18 protein-coding genes and 3 riboswitches are annotated in these 16,069 nt (G+C 47.3%); of the genes, 13 read left to right on the forward strand and 5 right to left on the reverse strand.

The genetic code is table 11. The features are described from left to right. The first annotated feature begins 7 nt into the window (after nt 1-7). The 8 genes from C7R94_RS17145 (at nt 8) to C7R94_RS17175 (ending at nt 8,011) form a co-directional block, all read left to right on the forward strand. Nucleotides 8-1,186, forward strand: coding sequence for an ATP-binding protein (locus C7R94_RS17145; RefSeq protein ID WP_106783231.1), 1,179 nt, complete (start codon nt 8-10; stop codon nt 1,184-1,186). Nucleotides 1,187-1,322: 136 nt separating this feature from the next. Then, nucleotides 1,323-1,943 (forward strand): arylformamidase, encoded by a 621-nt coding sequence (gene kynB, locus C7R94_RS17150; protein WP_106783234.1) that lies wholly within the window; start codon nt 1,323-1,325, stop codon nt 1,941-1,943. Nucleotides 1,944-2,041: 98 nt separating this feature from the next. Beyond that, nucleotides 2,042-3,541: a glucose-6-phosphate dehydrogenase gene (gene zwf / locus C7R94_RS17155; RefSeq protein WP_106783160.1), complete on the forward strand. Its 1,500-nt coding sequence runs from the start codon at nt 2,042-2,044 to the stop codon at nt 3,539-3,541. 24 nt (nt 3,542-3,565) lie between these two features. Further along, nucleotides 3,566-4,552 (forward strand): Gfo/Idh/MocA family protein, encoded by a 987-nt coding sequence (locus C7R94_RS17160; RefSeq protein ID WP_106783162.1) that lies wholly within the window; start codon nt 3,566-3,568, stop codon nt 4,550-4,552. A gap of 24 nt (nt 4,553-4,576) precedes the next feature. After that, nucleotides 4,577-5,221: a cyclase family protein gene (locus C7R94_RS17165; protein WP_106783164.1), complete on the forward strand. Its 645-nt coding sequence runs from the start codon at nt 4,577-4,579 to the stop codon at nt 5,219-5,221. A 14-nt stretch (nt 5,222-5,235) separates the two neighbouring features. Beyond that, the gene (locus C7R94_RS17170) at nt 5,236-5,763 is read left to right on the forward strand and encodes a DinB family protein (protein ID WP_106783167.1); all 528 of its coding nucleotides are present in this window, start codon (nt 5,236-5,238) and stop codon (nt 5,761-5,763) included. A gap of 20 nt (nt 5,764-5,783) precedes the next feature. Beyond that, a riboswitch (cobalamin riboswitch) is annotated at nt 5,784-5,988 on the forward strand. 22 nt (nt 5,989-6,010) lie between these two features. Continuing rightward, nucleotides 6,011-6,187: a hypothetical protein gene (locus tag C7R94_RS30070; RefSeq protein WP_158264688.1), complete on the forward strand. Its 177-nt coding sequence runs from the start codon at nt 6,011-6,013 to the stop codon at nt 6,185-6,187. A gap of 188 nt (nt 6,188-6,375) precedes the next feature. Further along, nucleotides 6,376-6,482: riboswitch (SAM riboswitch) on the forward strand. Nucleotides 6,483-6,547: 65 nt separating this feature from the next. Further along, nucleotides 6,548-6,659, forward strand: a riboswitch (SAM riboswitch). An 86-nt stretch (nt 6,660-6,745) separates the two neighbouring features. Further along, entirely contained in the window at nt 6,746-8,011 is a 1,266-nt protein-coding gene (locus C7R94_RS17175) for a homoserine dehydrogenase (RefSeq protein ID WP_106783169.1), read from the forward strand. Between the two features lie 15 nt (nt 8,012-8,026). Here C7R94_RS17175 and C7R94_RS17180 read toward each other — a convergent pair whose 3' ends face one another. Then, nucleotides 8,027-9,196: a CapA family protein gene (locus C7R94_RS17180; RefSeq protein WP_106783172.1), complete on the reverse strand. Its 1,170-nt coding sequence runs from the start codon at nt 9,194-9,196 to the stop codon at nt 8,027-8,029. Nucleotides 9,197-9,274: 78 nt separating this feature from the next. On the opposite strand from C7R94_RS17180, the gene C7R94_RS17185 reads away from it, so the two are divergent. Both C7R94_RS17185 and C7R94_RS17195 read left to right on the forward strand, forming a co-directional pair. Next, on the forward strand, nt 9,275-10,090 hold the full coding sequence (locus C7R94_RS17185) for a VOC family protein (RefSeq protein ID WP_106783175.1): 816 nt from the start codon (nt 9,275-9,277) through the stop codon (nt 10,088-10,090). Between the two features lie 301 nt (nt 10,091-10,391). After that, on the forward strand, nt 10,392-11,264 hold the full coding sequence (locus tag C7R94_RS17195) for a hypothetical protein (RefSeq protein ID WP_233220585.1): 873 nt from the start codon (nt 10,392-10,394) through the stop codon (nt 11,262-11,264). Between the two features lie 40 nt (nt 11,265-11,304). On the opposite strand, the gene C7R94_RS17200 is transcribed toward C7R94_RS17195, so the two are convergent. Next, nucleotides 11,305-11,784, reverse strand: coding sequence for a CcdC family protein (locus C7R94_RS17200; protein WP_106783180.1), 480 nt, complete (start codon nt 11,782-11,784; stop codon nt 11,305-11,307). Nucleotides 11,785-11,882: 98 nt separating this feature from the next. Next, nucleotides 11,883-13,082: an MFS transporter gene (locus C7R94_RS17205; protein WP_047068223.1), complete on the reverse strand. Its 1,200-nt coding sequence runs from the start codon at nt 13,080-13,082 to the stop codon at nt 11,883-11,885. Between the two features lie 194 nt (nt 13,083-13,276). Between C7R94_RS17205 and C7R94_RS17210 the strand changes: the two genes are divergently transcribed. Both C7R94_RS17210 and C7R94_RS17215 read left to right on the forward strand, forming a co-directional pair. After that, nucleotides 13,277-13,957 (forward strand): CPBP family intramembrane glutamic endopeptidase, encoded by a 681-nt coding sequence (locus tag C7R94_RS17210; RefSeq protein WP_106783182.1) that lies wholly within the window; start codon nt 13,277-13,279, stop codon nt 13,955-13,957. Nucleotides 13,958-13,975: 18 nt separating this feature from the next. Beyond that, nucleotides 13,976-14,530: an RNA 2'-phosphotransferase gene (locus C7R94_RS17215; RefSeq protein ID WP_233220586.1), complete on the forward strand. Its 555-nt coding sequence runs from the start codon at nt 13,976-13,978 to the stop codon at nt 14,528-14,530. On the opposite strand, the gene C7R94_RS17220 is transcribed toward C7R94_RS17215, so the two are convergent. Beyond that, on the reverse strand, nt 14,527-15,060 hold the full coding sequence (locus C7R94_RS17220; protein ID WP_106783185.1) for a DUF309 domain-containing protein: 534 nt from the start codon (nt 15,058-15,060) through the stop codon (nt 14,527-14,529). The two genes, C7R94_RS17215 and C7R94_RS17220, sit on opposite strands and share 4 nt — an antisense overlap. A 91-nt stretch (nt 15,061-15,151) precedes the next feature. Here C7R94_RS17220 and C7R94_RS17225 point away from each other — a divergent pair, with 91 nt between their 5' ends. Beyond that, a complete protein-coding gene (locus tag C7R94_RS17225) occupies nt 15,152-15,403 on the forward strand; it encodes a hypothetical protein (RefSeq protein ID WP_047068215.1) in 252 nt (83 codons plus the stop codon). Nucleotides 15,404-15,454: 51 nt separating this feature from the next. Here the strand turns inward: C7R94_RS17225 and C7R94_RS17230 are convergent, their stop codons facing one another. Beyond that, nucleotides 15,455-15,625: a YjzC family protein gene (locus tag C7R94_RS17230; RefSeq protein WP_017249478.1), complete on the reverse strand. Its 171-nt coding sequence runs from the start codon at nt 15,623-15,625 to the stop codon at nt 15,455-15,457. Between the last annotated feature and the right edge of the window lie 444 nt (nt 15,626-16,069).

The following is a 16,069-nucleotide window of genomic DNA, read 5'->3' on the forward strand; positions in this document are numbered from 1 at the left end:
GAAGCAGATGACGAAGATAGAAATACTGAAAAGCATGTTGACGAGCGATCAACGCAATGCACCAGTATGGCTGTTGTTAGGCTTAGAGCATGCTGAGCAAGGGGATCGTACGGAGGCTTTACAGGCGTTTACGCAGGCCCTTGCCTACGGTAATGAAGCGATGAAGGAAAAAATTGTGATCGAGCTCAACAAGCTACAAAAAGAATCCCCCTATTCGCGGACGTTAAAAGGGATCAATCAGAAGGATTCCTCTACATACACTACGATGTTTTCACCTAAGATACGCGTCATAGAAGGGGGCAAAGGGAAGACCACCGCAAAATCGGTTCAACTCGTTGAGAAAACAGCGGGCTTTGGAATGGTTGGCGGGCTTGGACGAGTAAAAGAGGCAATCTTTCAAAGACTCCTACATCCTATTTCGCAACGGTTGCCTCAAAAGAAAAGTACGATTCTACTTTACGGTCCATCGGGGTGCGGAAAATCTTTGCTGGCAAAAGCAACCGCAGAAGAATGCCAGGCTCATTTTTTCTCCATGGCAATCACAGGCGGTCGAAGTTCGTATACGCCGTCGAACAGGCAGTTCAACATCCATGACTTACTGGCAACAGCCCCTGCCAATAAACCGTTTTTGTTCTTATTAGATGAACTGGACGTTTCCAGCCATTACGAAGAGCACGCGAACTCCTATTCTAGACAGGGGATCGATTCCAAATGGCTTCAGCAGATAGCGGAGGCAGGCGAGTACGACGAACGATTCGTCTTGATGGGGGCAACCAACGTTCCATGGGAATTGGAGCCTTCTATGCTCCGAGCGGCTGGCTTTGATCACTGGATTTTTGTCGGACCGCCAGACCGGCAAGCACGGGAGGATATTTTTCGCTTAAAACTGGAGGGGCGTCCTTGTGAGATGCTCGATTATGAGCAATTAGCAGGATGGACAGAGTTTTATTCGGGGGCGGACATTGAGTATGTAGTGGAGCTCGCGACGGAGCAGGTCTGGCATGATATCGTAACAAAAGGGGTCGATCGCCCAATTCATATGAGCGATTTACGGGAGGCCATTGCAGCTACGTATCCAACAACTATTGAGTGGTTGAGGACTTTGAAAGAACATTTGAAACAAGTGGATGACAACGGAATTTATGATGAAGTGTGGGACTACCTGTCTCTTCACAGCAGAATCTGAAATCAATGAAAAGACTGTCGGCACGCTGTCAAGCTGCGGTCTTTTTTTGTGCAAATGTTAGAATATTGACTCAATACAGTCTTTTTTGTACGCTGAGTATAGGTATGCACAGTTGCTAGAAGGTGGAGGATACATGATGAAAATAATAGATATATCCCGTCCGTTCATGGCAGGTATGCCGACCTGGCCAGGGGACACTCCCTTTCACTATGTCGTAAACTGGCCCAAGGCGGAGAGTGGCTCAGTCAATGTCGGTAAAGTAACCATGAGTGTTCACACAGGTACCCATGTGGATGCTCCGTTTCATTTCGATGACGATGGCCGAAAAATAGCCGAATTGCCTCTAGACTTGTATATTGGAGAGGCAAGAGTAGTAGAGCTTACTGGACGTCCCAGCATTGGCCCAGAAGATTTTGCCCAGGTTGATCTGGAAGGGGTGGAACGCTTGCTGCTCAAAACATTATCATGGAGCGACCCCAAGCAGTTTCCGACAACCATCTGTCATCTGCGAGCGGACTTGCCAGCGTTCCTCGCCCAAAAAGGCATTCGGCTGATCGGAGTGGATGTCCCATCTGTCGATCCGCTGGACAGCAAGGAACTGGCTGCTCATCATGGGCTTCACCAGCATGATATTCATATTTTGGAGGGGCTTCTGCTCGATCATGTGGAACCGGGTGATTATGAGCTGATCGCACTGCCCCTGCCTTTGGTAGAAGCAGATGGAAGTCCGGTACGTGCAATCTTGCGTCGTTCGTAACACTGCATATTGATAAAGCAGTGATTTTCTCGAATAATAACAGTGTAACGACAAAAAACCATCATCACGTCGGACGTATGAAGGGAATGAAAAAATAGATGGAAGCGATGACCTTTGTCCTTTTTGGCGCCACAGGAGATTTAGCCAAACGCAAAATTTTCCCTGCACTCTTTAATTTATATGTAGATCAAAAGCTGCCTGCTGCCTTTTCGATTATTGGCGTGGGGAGAAGGGCGTGGTCTGATGACGAATTTCAGGAATCTGTTCGCCAGTCTGTTCATGCATTTTCCCGTCGCGCTCAGATTGATTCCCACGAGCTAGACGCTTTCTTGTCTGCTTGTCGCTATGCGGAAGTAGATGTCATGGAACCGCGTGCTTATGTAGCGTTACATGATCTAGTCCTGCATAGAGAGCAAGAGCTGCAAATCCCGCAAAACCGGATGTTTTACTTGTCAGTGGCCCCGCAATATTTCGAGGGAATTGCAACCAATGTCAAGGCCAGCGGACTAGGTTCAACGACAGGCTGGAAGCGTCTGATCATTGAAAAGCCATTTGGACATGATTTGCAATCCGCCGAAGAATTGAATGAAAAGCTGGGGAAAGCATTTTCGGAAGAAGAAATATATCGCATTGACCATTACTTGGGAAAGCCGATGGTGCAAAACCTCGAGGCTCTCGAATTTGCGAACCCAGTCTTTCAGGCCCTCTGGAACAACCAGTACATCGCTAATGTGCAAATTACGGCGAATGAAACGGTCGGCGTCGAGGATCGGGCTGGATACTACGAGCCTGCCGGAGCATTGCGCGACATGCTCCAAAACCACATGCTGCAAATGCTCATGATTATCGCCATGCAGCTTCCGAAGCGAATCACATCCGATCATATCCGCGAAGAAAAGCGCAAGGTGATGGCTGCCGTGCGTCCGATGAAGAAAGAAGAAGTCGGGACCCACGTTATTCGCGGTCAGTATAGCGCAGGACATATTCAAGGAACGCCTGTAGCTGGCTACAGGGACGAGCCTGGTGTCGATCCAGTTTCCATGACAGAAACGTATATTGCCACTCGTGTCTGGATTGATGATCCGTTTTGGCAAGGAGTACCTTTTTATATTCGTACGGGAAAAAGACTGCAAGAGAAATCAACCAGGATCGTCATTGAGTTCAAAAATCCGCACGAAAAGCTGTATCAGGAGCAAAATGAAACGACATCGCCAAATTTATTGATCATCAGCGTGAATCCGACCGAAGGTATTGCCTTGCAAGTAAATAGTAAGAATCCGACAAATAGCGGTAAGATTGAGCCGGTGACGGTAGATTTTAGTGCAGGGACAAAAGACGTGCCAGAAGCGTACGAGCTGCTCCTGTTCGATGCACTCCGAGGGGATTCCACTTATTTTGCGCATTGGGATGAGGTCCGGCTGTCGTGGGAGTGGGTGACACCGATTTTGGAAGCCTTCGCTGAAAATTTGGTGCCGCTCTTTACGTACGAGGCTGGCTCATTCGGACCGAAGGCCGCAGAGCAATTGCTTGCTGTGGATGGATTCGTATGGTGGCTGGATAAGGTCGAGGAACGAGTGCCAGTCACTGCTACAAGGTAGAAAAAAGAAAAGGGAGCGGATGAGATGCGATTTGGCGTAATCGGAACGAACTGGATCACCGAGGAATTTATCCAGGCGGGTCAAGAAGTAGAAGGATTTTCGCTTCAGGCTGTTTATTCACGTACCATCGAACGCGCCAAGGAAATCGCAGAGAAGTATCATGCTCCATTCGCCTATAGTAGCCTAGAAGAAATGGCTGCAAGCAAAAACATTGACGCGGTCTATATTGCAAGCCCCAACTCCTGCCACGCGGAGCAAGCGATCCAGTGCATGGATGCGGGGCTGCACGTATTGTGTGAAAAGCCACTGGCTTCTAATGCGTTTGAGGTAGAGAAAATGATCGAAGCAGCGAAACGAAATGACGTGCTGCTCATGGAGGCTGTCAAATCTACGCTGTTGCCTAATTTTTTTGCGATACAAGACAACCTGCACAAGCTGGGAAAAGTACGACGTTTTATTGCTAGCAACTGCCAATATTCTTCGCGCTATGATGCGTATCGCGAAGGGAAGGTTTTACGTACTTTTGATCCTGCTTTTTCAAATGGAGCCTTGATGGACATCGGTATCTATTGTCTTTATCCGTTACTCATCCTTTTTGGCAGACCAGACGCCATCAAAGCAGAAGGAATAGTGCTTGATTCTGGAGTGGACGGAGAAGGCAGTATACTGTTGAAGTATCGAGAAATGGATGCCATCGTTAGCTTCTCGAAAATTACGACCTCCTATCAGCCAGCAGAAATTCAAGGGGAGGACGCTACGATGGTGATTGATCGAATCAACCATCTTAAAGAAGTGGACATTCGTTACAGGGATGGGCGAATCGAGCAAGTAACAAGGCCTCAGACCCCGAAGACCATGCATTATGAAATAAGAGAGTTCCTGCACTTGGCGAGGAGCGGTGCCAGACAATCTGCAACGAATTCGCATGAAGTCTCCAAAATGGCCATGCAGGTTATGGATGAAGCGAGAAGACAGATGGGGATTGTTTTTCCAGCGGATCGAAAAGAATAGTAGGAAAAGGGGAGGGCGTTTGGGATGAAAATGTATGATGTAACCGCCACCGTGTACGAAGGAATGACGGTGTATAAAAACAAGCCGGAAAAGCAACCGATAATACGTACGGCTACCAATGGCTATGTAACCGAATCGAGAATTGATATGGATCTTCACACGGGTACCCATGTAGATGCTCCCCTGCACATGGTGAATGCTGGCGATACATTTGAGAGTATCTCCTTGGAGAAGCTAGTTGGCAATTGCAAAGTTCTCGATCTCACATCGGTAGAAGACAGGATCACTCGCGCCGACTTGGAGAGCTTCGATCTTGCGCGAGGAGATTTTGTTCTGTTTAAAACGAAAAACTCCTTTGAAGAGGCGTTCTCTTTTGAATTCATCTTTCTGTCAGAGGAAGGTGCGGAATATTTAAGTGAGCTGGGGGTGCGGGGCATTGGCACCGATGCTCTTGGGATTGAACGCAGCCAGGAAGGACACCCCACACACAAAAAGCTGTTTGCAGCAGGAGTCATTGTTGTGGAAGGCTTGCGCCTAGCAGAGGTTCCGCCAGGCGAGTATTTTCTGGTAGCAGCACCACTCAAGCTGATCGGTACGGATGCAGCCCCGGCAAGGGTCCTGTTGTTTGAAGGCTTGCATAGCAATTTGTCTATTGAAACTGAATGCTGAGGAGTGGGAAACATATGCTCAGACGACCAGAGCGCGATGAACACGCTGCTTATTTTGACTATTATATTGGTCTTGTACCCGAGGGGGAGCTCCAAACGATCCTCACGGAGCAAGGAGAGAGGCAAGTCGCGTTATTTTCGTCACTTGCGCCCGAGCAAATGGATTATCGGTATGCACCAGGCAAATGGTCGGTTAAAGAGGTGTTGGGTCATCTCATCGATTCAGAACGCATCATGAGCTATCGCTTGCTGAGAATCGCGAGAGGAGATCAGACACCCCTCGTCGGTTTTGATGAGAATGCTTTTGTCGAACACGGGTATTTTCAGCTAAGAGACCTGTCTGATTTACTGGAAGAGTATAAGGCTGTTCGTGCTTCCACAATCGCGCAGGTGCGAGGAATCTCTTCAGAAGCGTGGTTGCGTACGGGAGTTGCCAACGGAAACAAGCTTTCTGCAAGGACGTTGGCCTATGTGATCGCTGGACACGAAGCTCACCACAGTACCATTTTGAAAGAGCGGTATTTGGGGGAAGGTAAAATCTGAGGGTAGTAGTGAGAAAGACAATTTCATAGGTGGAAACAGGTTCCTTAGGGCGTAACGAATTCGCATAAGGATAATAGGGAAGCTCGGTGCAAATCCGACACGGTCCCGCCACTGTAAGAGGGGAGTCAGCGTCCAATAAGCCACTGGTCTATCAAAATAGACGGGGAAGGCGACGCTAGACGATGAACCCATAGTCAGGAGACCTGCCTGTTTCGACAACACTGATAGACCTACGGGAGATAGGGAGGTGTTAGAAATGGCTTGTGAAAAATTGCGAGTGGAAAAGTACGTCCCTCCTTTTCGTGCATTTTCTAACGATCGTCACGGTCGAGCTGAAAATGCTCTTTTTATTTTGGGCAGGATAAAAGAAGAGGGGGTGTGCGATGATGCAACTTTTTATTTGCCAATGGTGCGGATATGTTGAGGAAGAAGAGCGGCCTGAGGAATGCCAGAAGGGCGTGTTTCATTGCACTTGCTGTAGCGTGGAAGAGGTAGAAAGCCTGTTCACTCACAACTGAAAGCCTAGCCCAATCAGCTTGCAATCAGAAAAGAAAGAATTTTGTTGACGCTTGCCTTGGAATTTCTTAGAATAAAGCTCAACAGCATAAAAGGTTCTTATCCAGAGAGGTGGAGGGTCTGGCCCGATGAAGCCCGGCAACCGTTGCATATTGCGACAAGGTGCCAATTCCTGCGAGACGTTTCGTCTCGAAAGATAAGAAGCGGGTTACTCCATTAGTAGATGAACCTTCTTCTTATTGAAGAAGGTTTTTTTAATTTCATATTTTCTTTATCCAGAGAGGTGGAGGGACTGGCCCGATGAAGCCCGGCAACCGTCACGCATATTTTGTGACAAGGTGCCAATTCCTGCAGGACATATACGTCCTGGGAGATAAGGAGGGGGAGCATTAGCTGCTAACAAGCCTTCTTCTTATCGAAGATGGCTTTTCTTTTTATCTAAAATTCGGGGTATGGGGTGGTCAGGATGAGTGCAGAAGTGGTACGCGTGGGATTATTGGGATTGGGGACAGTGGGTGGAGGTGTAATCAAGACAATTCGTTCACAACAGGAGAAGCTGGCTTCTCGTCTGGGAAAACGAATAGAGATCGTCAAGGCATTGGTGCGTGACTCGGAAAAAGAGCGGGCGGTTCATGTCGACCCAGCTTTACTGACAACAGACTTTGAGGATGTATTGAGAAGCGATGTGGATATCGTGGTGGAGGTTATGGGCGGTGTAGAACCTACCTATGACTACGTTCGTGCTTTGATTGAAAAGGGCTGCCATGTGGTAACTGCTAACAAAGAACTCCTGGCGAAAAAAGGAACAGAGCTAGTTGATTTGGCAAATCAGCATCAAGTGCATCTTGCCTATGAAGCCAGTGTGGCAGGGGGCATCCCGATCTTGAGCGTGCTGAGGCAGTTCCTACGAACGAACGATATCCAAGGCGTTCGCGGTATTCTAAACGGAACAACGAACTTCATTTTGACGAAAATGGAAGCAGAGCAGCTCTCTTACCAGGAAGTGCTCAAGCAAGCGCAGGAGCTGGGCTATGCGGAAGCAGACCCTCGTTCGGATGTAGAAGGCTTTGATGCTATGTACAAATTGTATATCTTGGCACAGCTTGTTTACGGAGAATCGCTGCCTTTAGCAGATGTTGTTCGCAAAGGAATTGCAGATTTGTCAGCAGGTCACATTCGGATTGCGAGCGAGCTGGGGTACCGGATCAAGCTGATCGCGCAGGCGAATCAAGCTGAAAAAGGAATTCGCCTATCTGTTGAACCAACCATGCTTCCGCTGAGCCATCCGTTGGCGCAAATCCACGACGCGTTTAATGCTGTCCAGCTATCCGGCAACATCGTGGGAGACTTGTTGTTTACAGGAAGAGGGGCAGGAGAGCTGCCAACAGCAAGTGCAGTCGTGGAGGATTTGGCCTATTTATTGACACAGCCATTCACGCCGCATCCTACCTGGAAAGAGAAGACGGCTGACAAAGCTGGTGTCTCGGTGGACTCGGAAGAACAAGTCCTATGTTATCTTGAGGGCTCATGTCATACTGCGACGCCAGATCGTGTCTTGCAATTCCTTCAGCTGGCAGGAGTGAACGTGCATAAATTAAAGGTCCAATTCGACTTGGGTGGCGTCTTGCGCGCAGGCTTGATCGTGACAGGAATCAGTGAAGAGCACGTGTCCTTATTGAAAAAGGATTTTGGCTTAGAAGTGCGCTGCTTCCCGATTCTTGAATCTGCGTAAGTATGGCTTCTTTTGTCAGGGGGCAGTCTCCGCCGCTTTTGCACGTGGCTGCACACGCCCGTCACTTTGTATGTCGACACTCTCAGAAATGGATTCAATTCGTTCTAGCAGGGCGGCACCGTTGGTTTCATTCATGGGTACGGCTTGTCCCAATTCTGCATGAAACGGAAGCATCGTCAGCTCACAATCACCGCTTTTGGTACAGTTTGCTTGCAGGACCATCGTTTCCCAAGTCTTGGGTTCGCTTGATCGTGTGAAAATGAAATTGCCAAGACTGTACGCGATCCATTTGTCGTTGTATCGTTCAAAACCTTGAAGTACGTGGGGATGACCCCCGACAATCAAATCTGCACCAGCATCGATGTAGGCACGGGACAGCTCTTTTTGATGATCGACAGGATAATCGGAGCGTTCCTTGCCCCAGTGTGCAATCACCACCACGAGATCCGCTTGGCTGTTCGCATCTTGGATCGCTTTCACTGCCAGTGTAGGATCATAGGAAGCGGCCATACCTGGCTGGGAATTTCCTGCAAACCAGCTGGTTTCGGGAATGACCCTGCTGAAGCCGAGAATCGCGATTTTGATGCCGTTTTTTTCTATGAATACAGGTGAATAGGCACGGCTGGCATCTTTACCGGCGCCGACGTATTCAATTCTGTTTTCGTCCAAAGCGTCAAAGGTATCCAGCAATCCCGGAACTCCTTGGTCCATGGAGTGATTATTAGCGAGATTCACCACATCAATCCCGGCGGTTTTCATGGCAGGAACAGCAAGTGGCGATGATTTGTAGACATACTCCTTATTTTGAGCGGCAACACCTGTGGCCGTGATCGGCGTTTCCAAATTGGCAATGGTGATATCATCTTGCAAAAATAGCGAGCTTACATGTTTGTATGGGTAGTCGTAGCTGTTTGCGAGTAAGGTTTTCTCAACATTTCCTGACATCATGATGTCACCGACAAAAGTCAGCTGCACAGAAGTCTTTTGGTTCGCGGTATTGTCAGGAGCAGGCTGCGTGTTCGGGTTTGCATGTTCTCCATCCATGGCAGTTTGGAATAGGTAGTAGGTTCCGACGATGAAGATGGCCAACACGCTAAATAGGAGCGTGCTCTTTCCCACACGTGCCCATTTTCTGCGTGAGCGCTTGCGCCGAGCATGTATCCGGCTTGATCTGTTCTCGTTCATTTTTCCCCCTTGTCTTTCTATCCTTACATAAATGAAGTTTGATATCCTATAAGTAATACGAAAAAGGGGCGAAAAAAGGTGCGATTAACTTTTGATCATTTGGTTCATTTTGTACATCGGACTCCCCAGGAAGCAGCGGAACAATTTTGCCAAGCGGGTTTTCATGCGGTAGCTGGAGGGCGTCATGCGTCTTGGGGGACATGGAATAGCCTTAGTTATTTTGGGCTTTCATATGTTGAATTTTTAGCGGTTGAACACCATGAGCTTGCTCGACAATCAGAGAATCCGCTCGTACGTCAATGCATCGAGGATGGAGCAAAGGGAGAAGGCTTTGGTCAGATTGCTCTTCGAACCAACGAGATGGATGCGTGGGCAGAGCGTCTGCGAAGCCAGGGCTTGAAGGTTACTGGACCTGTTCCAGGAAGTCGTACGCGTGATGATGGCACGACGCTTCGGTGGCGGATGTTGTTCCTCGAAGATGCAGATAGTGCTCTTCTCCCGCCATTTCTCATTGAATGGTCGCAAACGGATGAAGAGAGAAGAGAAGATTTGACGAATCGTGGCATCATTTCCGCACACCCGAACGGTGCAGCCCATCTCAAGTCTATAGGGTACGCCGTGACGGATCTGGAAGAAGCAACAGCACGTTGGCAAAGCTGGTTTGGGTGGGAGAAGGGCGAAAAATTTCACGATAAAGAACTGGGGGCCATCTGCCAAGCATTTGAACTTCCGGGAGGAAATGTAGTGCTTTGCCAGCCGACTGAGGAAGGATTGGCGCAGACTGCATGGAAAAATCGAGGGCAAAGACCGTTTTTTGCGAGGCTGGCAGGAGCAAGCAAGAATAGCGAGTATAAGATTGGTGGAGGATCTTACTTTCTAAGAGCGCTGGAATAGTGTTTAGAGAAGGAGAAAGCGCTAGAGATGGTCATCTGGAAAAACTTCCGGAAACGGATTGAGTTGTGTTTGCGAGAAGAGGAGCATCCGTTTTATGTTGATTTTAAAAAATGAAAAGTGGTGGCGAAGCATTCAAACGAAAACCATCTCGCAATCGGAGAGGGTTTTTGTTTTTTATGTCCTACGTTCTCCGATCGCTAGATACCAATTCCTGAGATGGTGAAATTTGGGTGAAAAAACGTTAAAGTGAAGATAAAATACAAGACAGAAGAGAAAGTAGAGGTGATAGAGGATGCTCATAATGAGTATCTTATTAACCATAAGCCTAATTGGTCTGTTAGTCTTTATTTACCAAAAACGTGAAGAAACCGAGTCAAACCTGGGATGGAAAGTTGTCGGATATTTTTGGTTAGGGGCATTTACTTTTAAGGTAAACGAGACTCCGTTACCTTTAGGCTTTTTGCTATTTCTTTTGATATTCCGTCCAATGACGAATGTGAAAACAAAAAAACGTTCCGCTTATCTCGGTTTAGCATGTTTCCTCATCCTGAATTTGATTTTGCCAGCAGTGGAGAGGGATCTGTTTGAACGTCCAAGAGATGTAGTTGCGGCCAGTGACAATATGTTTCAAATTAATTTCACGAACGATTGGATGACGATACGGGATCAACTCAAAATCGACGAGCATGCACGGCTGGTATATTTTAAGGCGAATTATCAAAAAAATGGTCAAATAGATCGCTTGTACTATAATGTAGTCAGCGTTTCAGAAAAGGACTCTATTTATTATGATATCCATTTTTTTGCTGACACAAATCGATATACAATCGGAGCTGAGAAAGTCGGTGTGGAAGGGTTAGAATATGTGGAATTTGTTGAGGCTTCGAGATTTTTTGAAGTTTTGGATGAGGTTCAGGTCCGAAACCTGTCTCTGGAACAGCCATATGTAGGATATACCCTTCGATTCGATGGAGAACGGATAAAGGATGCTGACGAGTATCGGCAAAAATATGTGATCCTGGGGAAAGAAATCAAAACCATTACCAGGGATCAACTTCCGATAGAAGGGTATTCCATCCATCTTTGCGGGAAAGAGAAGCCTTACGAATTACCGAGTGGCTCTGGAGTATCAAACAGATGTGAAGAGAATGCAGATTTCTTTTTTGATGATTGAATAATGAAAGAAACCACCTCGCATTGGAGGTGGTTTTCTATTAGGTGCCAAACGTCTTTTTGGTTAAATTCCGGTACATCACCAGCATCGCGATACGCCAAGGCACGAGCATACCGAATGCGAGCAAGAAGAACAGTCCACCTGTTTGAATCGGTGTAAAGCTATCATTGATCACCAGTTTAATAATCAGCCGGATGACTAACAGACCGGACAAAATGAAGAAAAACGCACGGGACCGTTTCAAATACACATCTTGCCCAATGATTTCGAAACGTGACGTCATAATCAACGGAATCGAAAAGATAAGCCCAACCACGAAGGCTGCAATATCAAACTTGGGCGGTAATTGCGCCTCCGGGAACAAGAACATAGCAAACCCTGTCGCCATAAAGAATGGTGGCAAAATAATGCTTTTTGCAGAAGCCGGCTTGTTTTGCCGACGCATTCTCACGAAGATCACTGCAATAGCCATCACGAGAGGCAGCAAGATTCCCAAAACGGGAGAGGACAGTATCTGCATGGAAAAACGCCTCCATAAGTGTTCAACATACTTTCACTAGTGTACACCAAAGCATGGTCTATAGGAAAGCGTTTGTCATGGTACAGTCCATACCGATTCTAGGCAGCTGCTTCATCATGGGAGCGAACATCCAGCTTATGCTTTTTACTGTAAATGAAAGTCAACAAGCCAAAGAGCAATGTCACCGAGCCGATGAAAAGGAGGTAACCGCTAATACCGAGAAGGTCCAGCCCAACTCCTGTAATCGCGAGAGCCAACAAGAAAAATCCACGATCTAGCATGCTTTTAAAAGAAAAGAATCGTCCTTGCTGGTGTGGAGGTAGGCGCTTCTGAAAAATTGTTGCAATGACCGGGAAGAAGAAAGCAACGACAAAGCCGAACACGGAGAAGGAAGCAAGCACCATGAATTTGTTATCGGCGAATGACATGCCAAACTGGGAAAGCGCGAAGAAAAAGAGCATGATGGTGGATGCTGCCACGAGGTTTCTGCGGCCTATCCAACGTTTTGCCAAGAGTCCTCCAATCAAAATGCTGATTCCTTCTGCTGCATAGATCCATCCCATGAGCTGAGGTTCCTGCTGCAGCTCGCTAAAGTTCAGGATCATCAGGTTCACACCGCCAAGGAACAAGGTGATCAATCCATTATTAATCAATCCGACAAACAGAGCCGGGTCCTGTCGCGAGATCGTTAGTACTTCGCGAAACTCTACTTTTTCCTGAATCTTCCGAGAAGTGACTGGCGGAATACGGAGAAAGAGCGTGACCACAGCGAGTACTGCATACGCGATGATGGAGCACACATACAGCATGGACAGGTCCATGGATGCAACGAGTATACCACCGATGGCTGTTCCTCCAATGCGCGAGAGGGTAGAGATATTCAAATATGCGCTGTTCGCCTTGAGTAACTCGTCCTGGGAAAGAATGGCTGGCAAGGAAGCCTGCACGGTCGGAAAATAAAAAGCAGCGGAGCATTGCATCACGATCAAAGATACGATCATCCACAGAAGAGAATCGCTTGCAAGAGCTGGGAACATGAAGACTGGGCTGAGTGTTCGGACCACACTGGCAAACAGCATGATTTTGCCTTTGTCGTACATGTCAATCACCACACCCGCTTTTGGGGCGAGGAGAATGCTGACCACCAATCCACACATCAGAATCAAGCCCTTCACCGTATCAGAAGGAACGAGTTTCTGCATGAACGCAAGATTGGCAATAATCGAAATCCACATGCCCGCTCCCGCGACGATCTCTCCGCTCATTAAAAGCAGAAAGGTACGATTACGCCATAACATGAGAGCCACTCCAAACATTCGTTAGATAGGTAAAAATTCGAACCGATCGATTCATTTGATAAAAAGCGATTTCTCTAGTATAGCATTCATGCAAACGCTTGTATATTTATTGTCTTTGTGGGTATTCTTCGTGTTCATAACGGACAAACTAACCCAATACTGCGGCCATTACGCACAAAAGGAGCTATTCGTAAATGGCGCGAAAACGAGCGTTACTACTGTTGATCGTGTATGGATTTGCTGCCACACTCACGATCTTTTACGGACTGGTGGAAAAGCATAGCGTCATTATCACGTTCTTTTCTTTTCATGTTCTCGTTTGCATCTGTATCCCCGTCATTCACGGATGGTGGGAGGGAGATTTGCGAAGGCACTGGCGTCTCGCGTGGGGAAGTTTTGAATGGCAGGGTGCTTTATACGGACTGGCACTTGGCATTCTGATGTTGACGGGAGTGCTGGCTGGACTTTGGTTGCTCTTGCAGGAACCGGGAAGACCTGAAGCCGTTCGAGCAGGCATAGAAGCATGGGGGATTGAGCGCCGCTGGATTTTGGGTTTTTCCGTCTATCTTATTTTCATTAACTCGCTGCTGGAAGAGTTGTTCTGGCGAGGCTTCGTATTGCAGCGATTGCGTGCATCCTTATCCCGATTGATGTCCATTTTTCTTTCCAGCTTTTTTTATTCCTTGTATCACCTGATTATCTCTACGATCCTATTTGGTTTTCGAAACGGCTTGCTCATTACATCGATGGTTTTTGGCGCAGGACTGATTTGGGGATGGATGAAAGGAATGTTTCCTTCGATATATCCAAACTGGTTTAGTCATCTGTTCGCGGATTTGGGTCTCGCACTTGCTGTGGTTCTCTGGATTTATTGACCGGATAGGAGGGCGAAAATGATGCTGGCGATTCATGAAGAAACGAGACTTCGCAAGCGATTGCTTAGTATACTTCGGCAAAACAGTGAAGCATTTCAACTCTACTATGACACGTATGGGTATACCCCGGTTGAGCCGTTGCTGGAATATCTTCATACGCTGAAAGGGTGCGCATACATAACCAGGCAAGATCTGCATCAAGTCGTGGAATACGATCCGGAGCGGAGTATCGAATGGGACGGAGGAGCACTCATTCGTGTTACCTACGGCTTTTTGCCCTCGATTGCAAAAAGCAGGCTCATGGAGATCGTTCCACCTGACGTTCTCTATTACGGGACACATCGAAAGTTATTAAAACAAGTACTCACTGGCGGCCTGTTGCCGATTGCCAGTGAGTATGTGCAGCTTGCGGATAGGCCGGAGCATATTGGAGAGCCGACAGACACATTGCGCCTCGTCACTGTGAATGCAAAGGAAGCCCATGAAGCCGGCATTTGCTTTTACCGAGTGGGTGAGCACTATTGCTTGAGCGATGCTGTCCCAGCCAGTTATTTGCAGTTGTACGCAGATTAGTTTGACTCGTTGTTTCGACGTGCTTCGCGCATCTTTAGCTGGTGCTGGCGTTCTGCCAAAACGTCGCTTCGGTCCCTTAAGGTATGCTTATTCAGCAAATAGGCGTCTTGCATATCGCTATCCCGATGTTCAGGGTGGTTTTGCATCGTACAAGCCTCTTGATACGCCTGTTTCAAAGCATCGGACATGGGCAAGGAAAGGCTTCGATAGGGCTGACCATTTTGCATTTCCGTCAGGCGCTCTTCAAGCAGGCTTGCCAAACTGTCACTATCCAACCCAAGCTTTTGGATGTCTAGATGATGCTTTTTGACAAGGGAAATGGCGCTCGTAAGCATTTTGATGGCACCTGACTGATTCCCGCGTCTCTGGTGATAAAGAGCGACGGAGATTTGAATCAAACCGACCCACACTGGCTGACGTTCATATGGAGGAGCGCTTTTCCAATACTCTTCAAGAATCTCATGACACTCAAAATAATCGCGTTCTACATGAAACTGGATCAAATAATCCAGATACGGTTGCGGATACATGGTGATCTTCACCTCACTACTTAGTTTTCAATGGTTCGTTTATGTACTATTATAAAGCATAGAGAGTAGAAAATGAGGTGTAAAACCATTTATGACAAGAGATGAACTCGTAGCCGTATTGGAAAAAAAGCGAATGACCGAAATCATAGAACTGATCGAGGATGCTGAACAGGGCGAACTGGAAGAGCTCGAGCTCGTGGAAAGCTTGGGGTTGCTCATGGATCAGGAGTTGAACAAAGAAGTCCTTTCGTTATTGGAGAGCTTGGGTGTCACCATTATTTACTTGAGCGGCGATGAAGAAGACGAAGAGGAAGAAAACGACGACGAAGACGACGATAATTAGGAAAAAAGAGAACCAACCTTGTGCATGGTGCCAGGTTGGTTTTTGTATTCTTTACTTTTGCGTCCATACGCGATTTTTATTTCGTGTAGCGGGGAACTTTTCCCCTCTGGAAAGCTCGATGATCATCGGGTTTTGCACGCTTGCACCAGACTCACCAATCTCCATGTATACGGCATTTTTCGGAGACTTTTCTCCTTCACGAAAACGGCTGTGTTCTCCCACGAAGGCACCTTCTTCCTAAGGAATTGTCATCTGAATTAGTATGACCCGGTATACAGGCTTCATGCCCTCCCTTCTATTGACGATAGGTTTTGAATACTTGCGCATCGTGTTCGAAAGTCGGAAAAAGCGCGATCCAATCAGCGATTGAACACTCTTACTACTTAAATAGCCTACGAGACATCCGCTGATTTTGACTCGTGTATAGACTTATGACCATGCCGATATGTCTTCACCTACATACCTTGTAGATGTAACGAACAGGAGGGGGTGAGGTTAATGAGTTGCGGATGCAGAAGATCTCGTCGCAGATGCTATAAATGCTGCGAAAAGAAAGTGTACAAAAAGCATTGCTACTACAAGCCACACTACAAAACGTATTGTAAACCATACGGTCGTAGCTATGGACACGGACATTGTGGCCACTATGGAGGCTATGATGGTTAC

This window comes from Brevibacillus sp. NRRL NRS-603 (assembly GCF_003013445.1).
Classification (GTDB): Bacteria; Bacillota; Bacilli; order Brevibacillales; family Brevibacillaceae; genus Brevibacillus; species Brevibacillus formosus.

Coding starts and splice junctions, on each gene's coding strand:
- C7R94_RS17205 (WP_047068223.1), bottom strand. CDS start 13,082: ATGTTATGGCGTAATCGTACCTTTCTGCTTTTAATGAGCGGAGAGATC.
- C7R94_RS17210 (WP_106783182.1), top strand. CDS start 13,277: ATGGCGCGAAAACGAGCGTTACTACTGTTGATCGTGTATGGATTTGCT.
- C7R94_RS17180 (WP_106783172.1), bottom strand. CDS start 9,196: ATGAACGAGAACAGATCAAGCCGGATACATGCTCGGCGCAAGCGCTCA.
- C7R94_RS17145 (WP_106783231.1), top strand. CDS start 8: ATGACGAAGATAGAAATACTGAAAAGCATGTTGACGAGCGATCAACGC.
- C7R94_RS17215 (WP_233220586.1), top strand. CDS start 13,976: ATGATGCTGGCGATTCATGAAGAAACGAGACTTCGCAAGCGATTGCTT.
- C7R94_RS17170 (WP_106783167.1), top strand. CDS start 5,236: ATGCTCAGACGACCAGAGCGCGATGAACACGCTGCTTATTTTGACTAT.
- C7R94_RS17165 (WP_106783164.1), top strand. CDS start 4,577: ATGAAAATGTATGATGTAACCGCCACCGTGTACGAAGGAATGACGGTG.
- C7R94_RS17160 (WP_106783162.1), top strand. CDS start 3,566: ATGCGATTTGGCGTAATCGGAACGAACTGGATCACCGAGGAATTTATC.
- zwf (WP_106783160.1), top strand. CDS start 2,042: ATGGAAGCGATGACCTTTGTCCTTTTTGGCGCCACAGGAGATTTAGCC.
- kynB (WP_106783234.1), top strand. CDS start 1,323: ATGAAAATAATAGATATATCCCGTCCGTTCATGGCAGGTATGCCGACC.
- C7R94_RS17175 (WP_106783169.1), top strand. CDS start 6,746: ATGAGTGCAGAAGTGGTACGCGTGGGATTATTGGGATTGGGGACAGTG.
- C7R94_RS17200 (WP_106783180.1), bottom strand. CDS start 11,784: ATGCAGATACTGTCCTCTCCCGTTTTGGGAATCTTGCTGCCTCTCGTG.
- C7R94_RS17225 (WP_047068215.1), top strand. CDS start 15,152: ATGACAAGAGATGAACTCGTAGCCGTATTGGAAAAAAAGCGAATGACC.
- C7R94_RS17220 (WP_106783185.1), bottom strand. CDS start 15,060: ATGTATCCGCAACCGTATCTGGATTATTTGATCCAGTTTCATGTAGAA.
- C7R94_RS17195 (WP_233220585.1), top strand. CDS start 10,392: ATGAGTATCTTATTAACCATAAGCCTAATTGGTCTGTTAGTCTTTATT.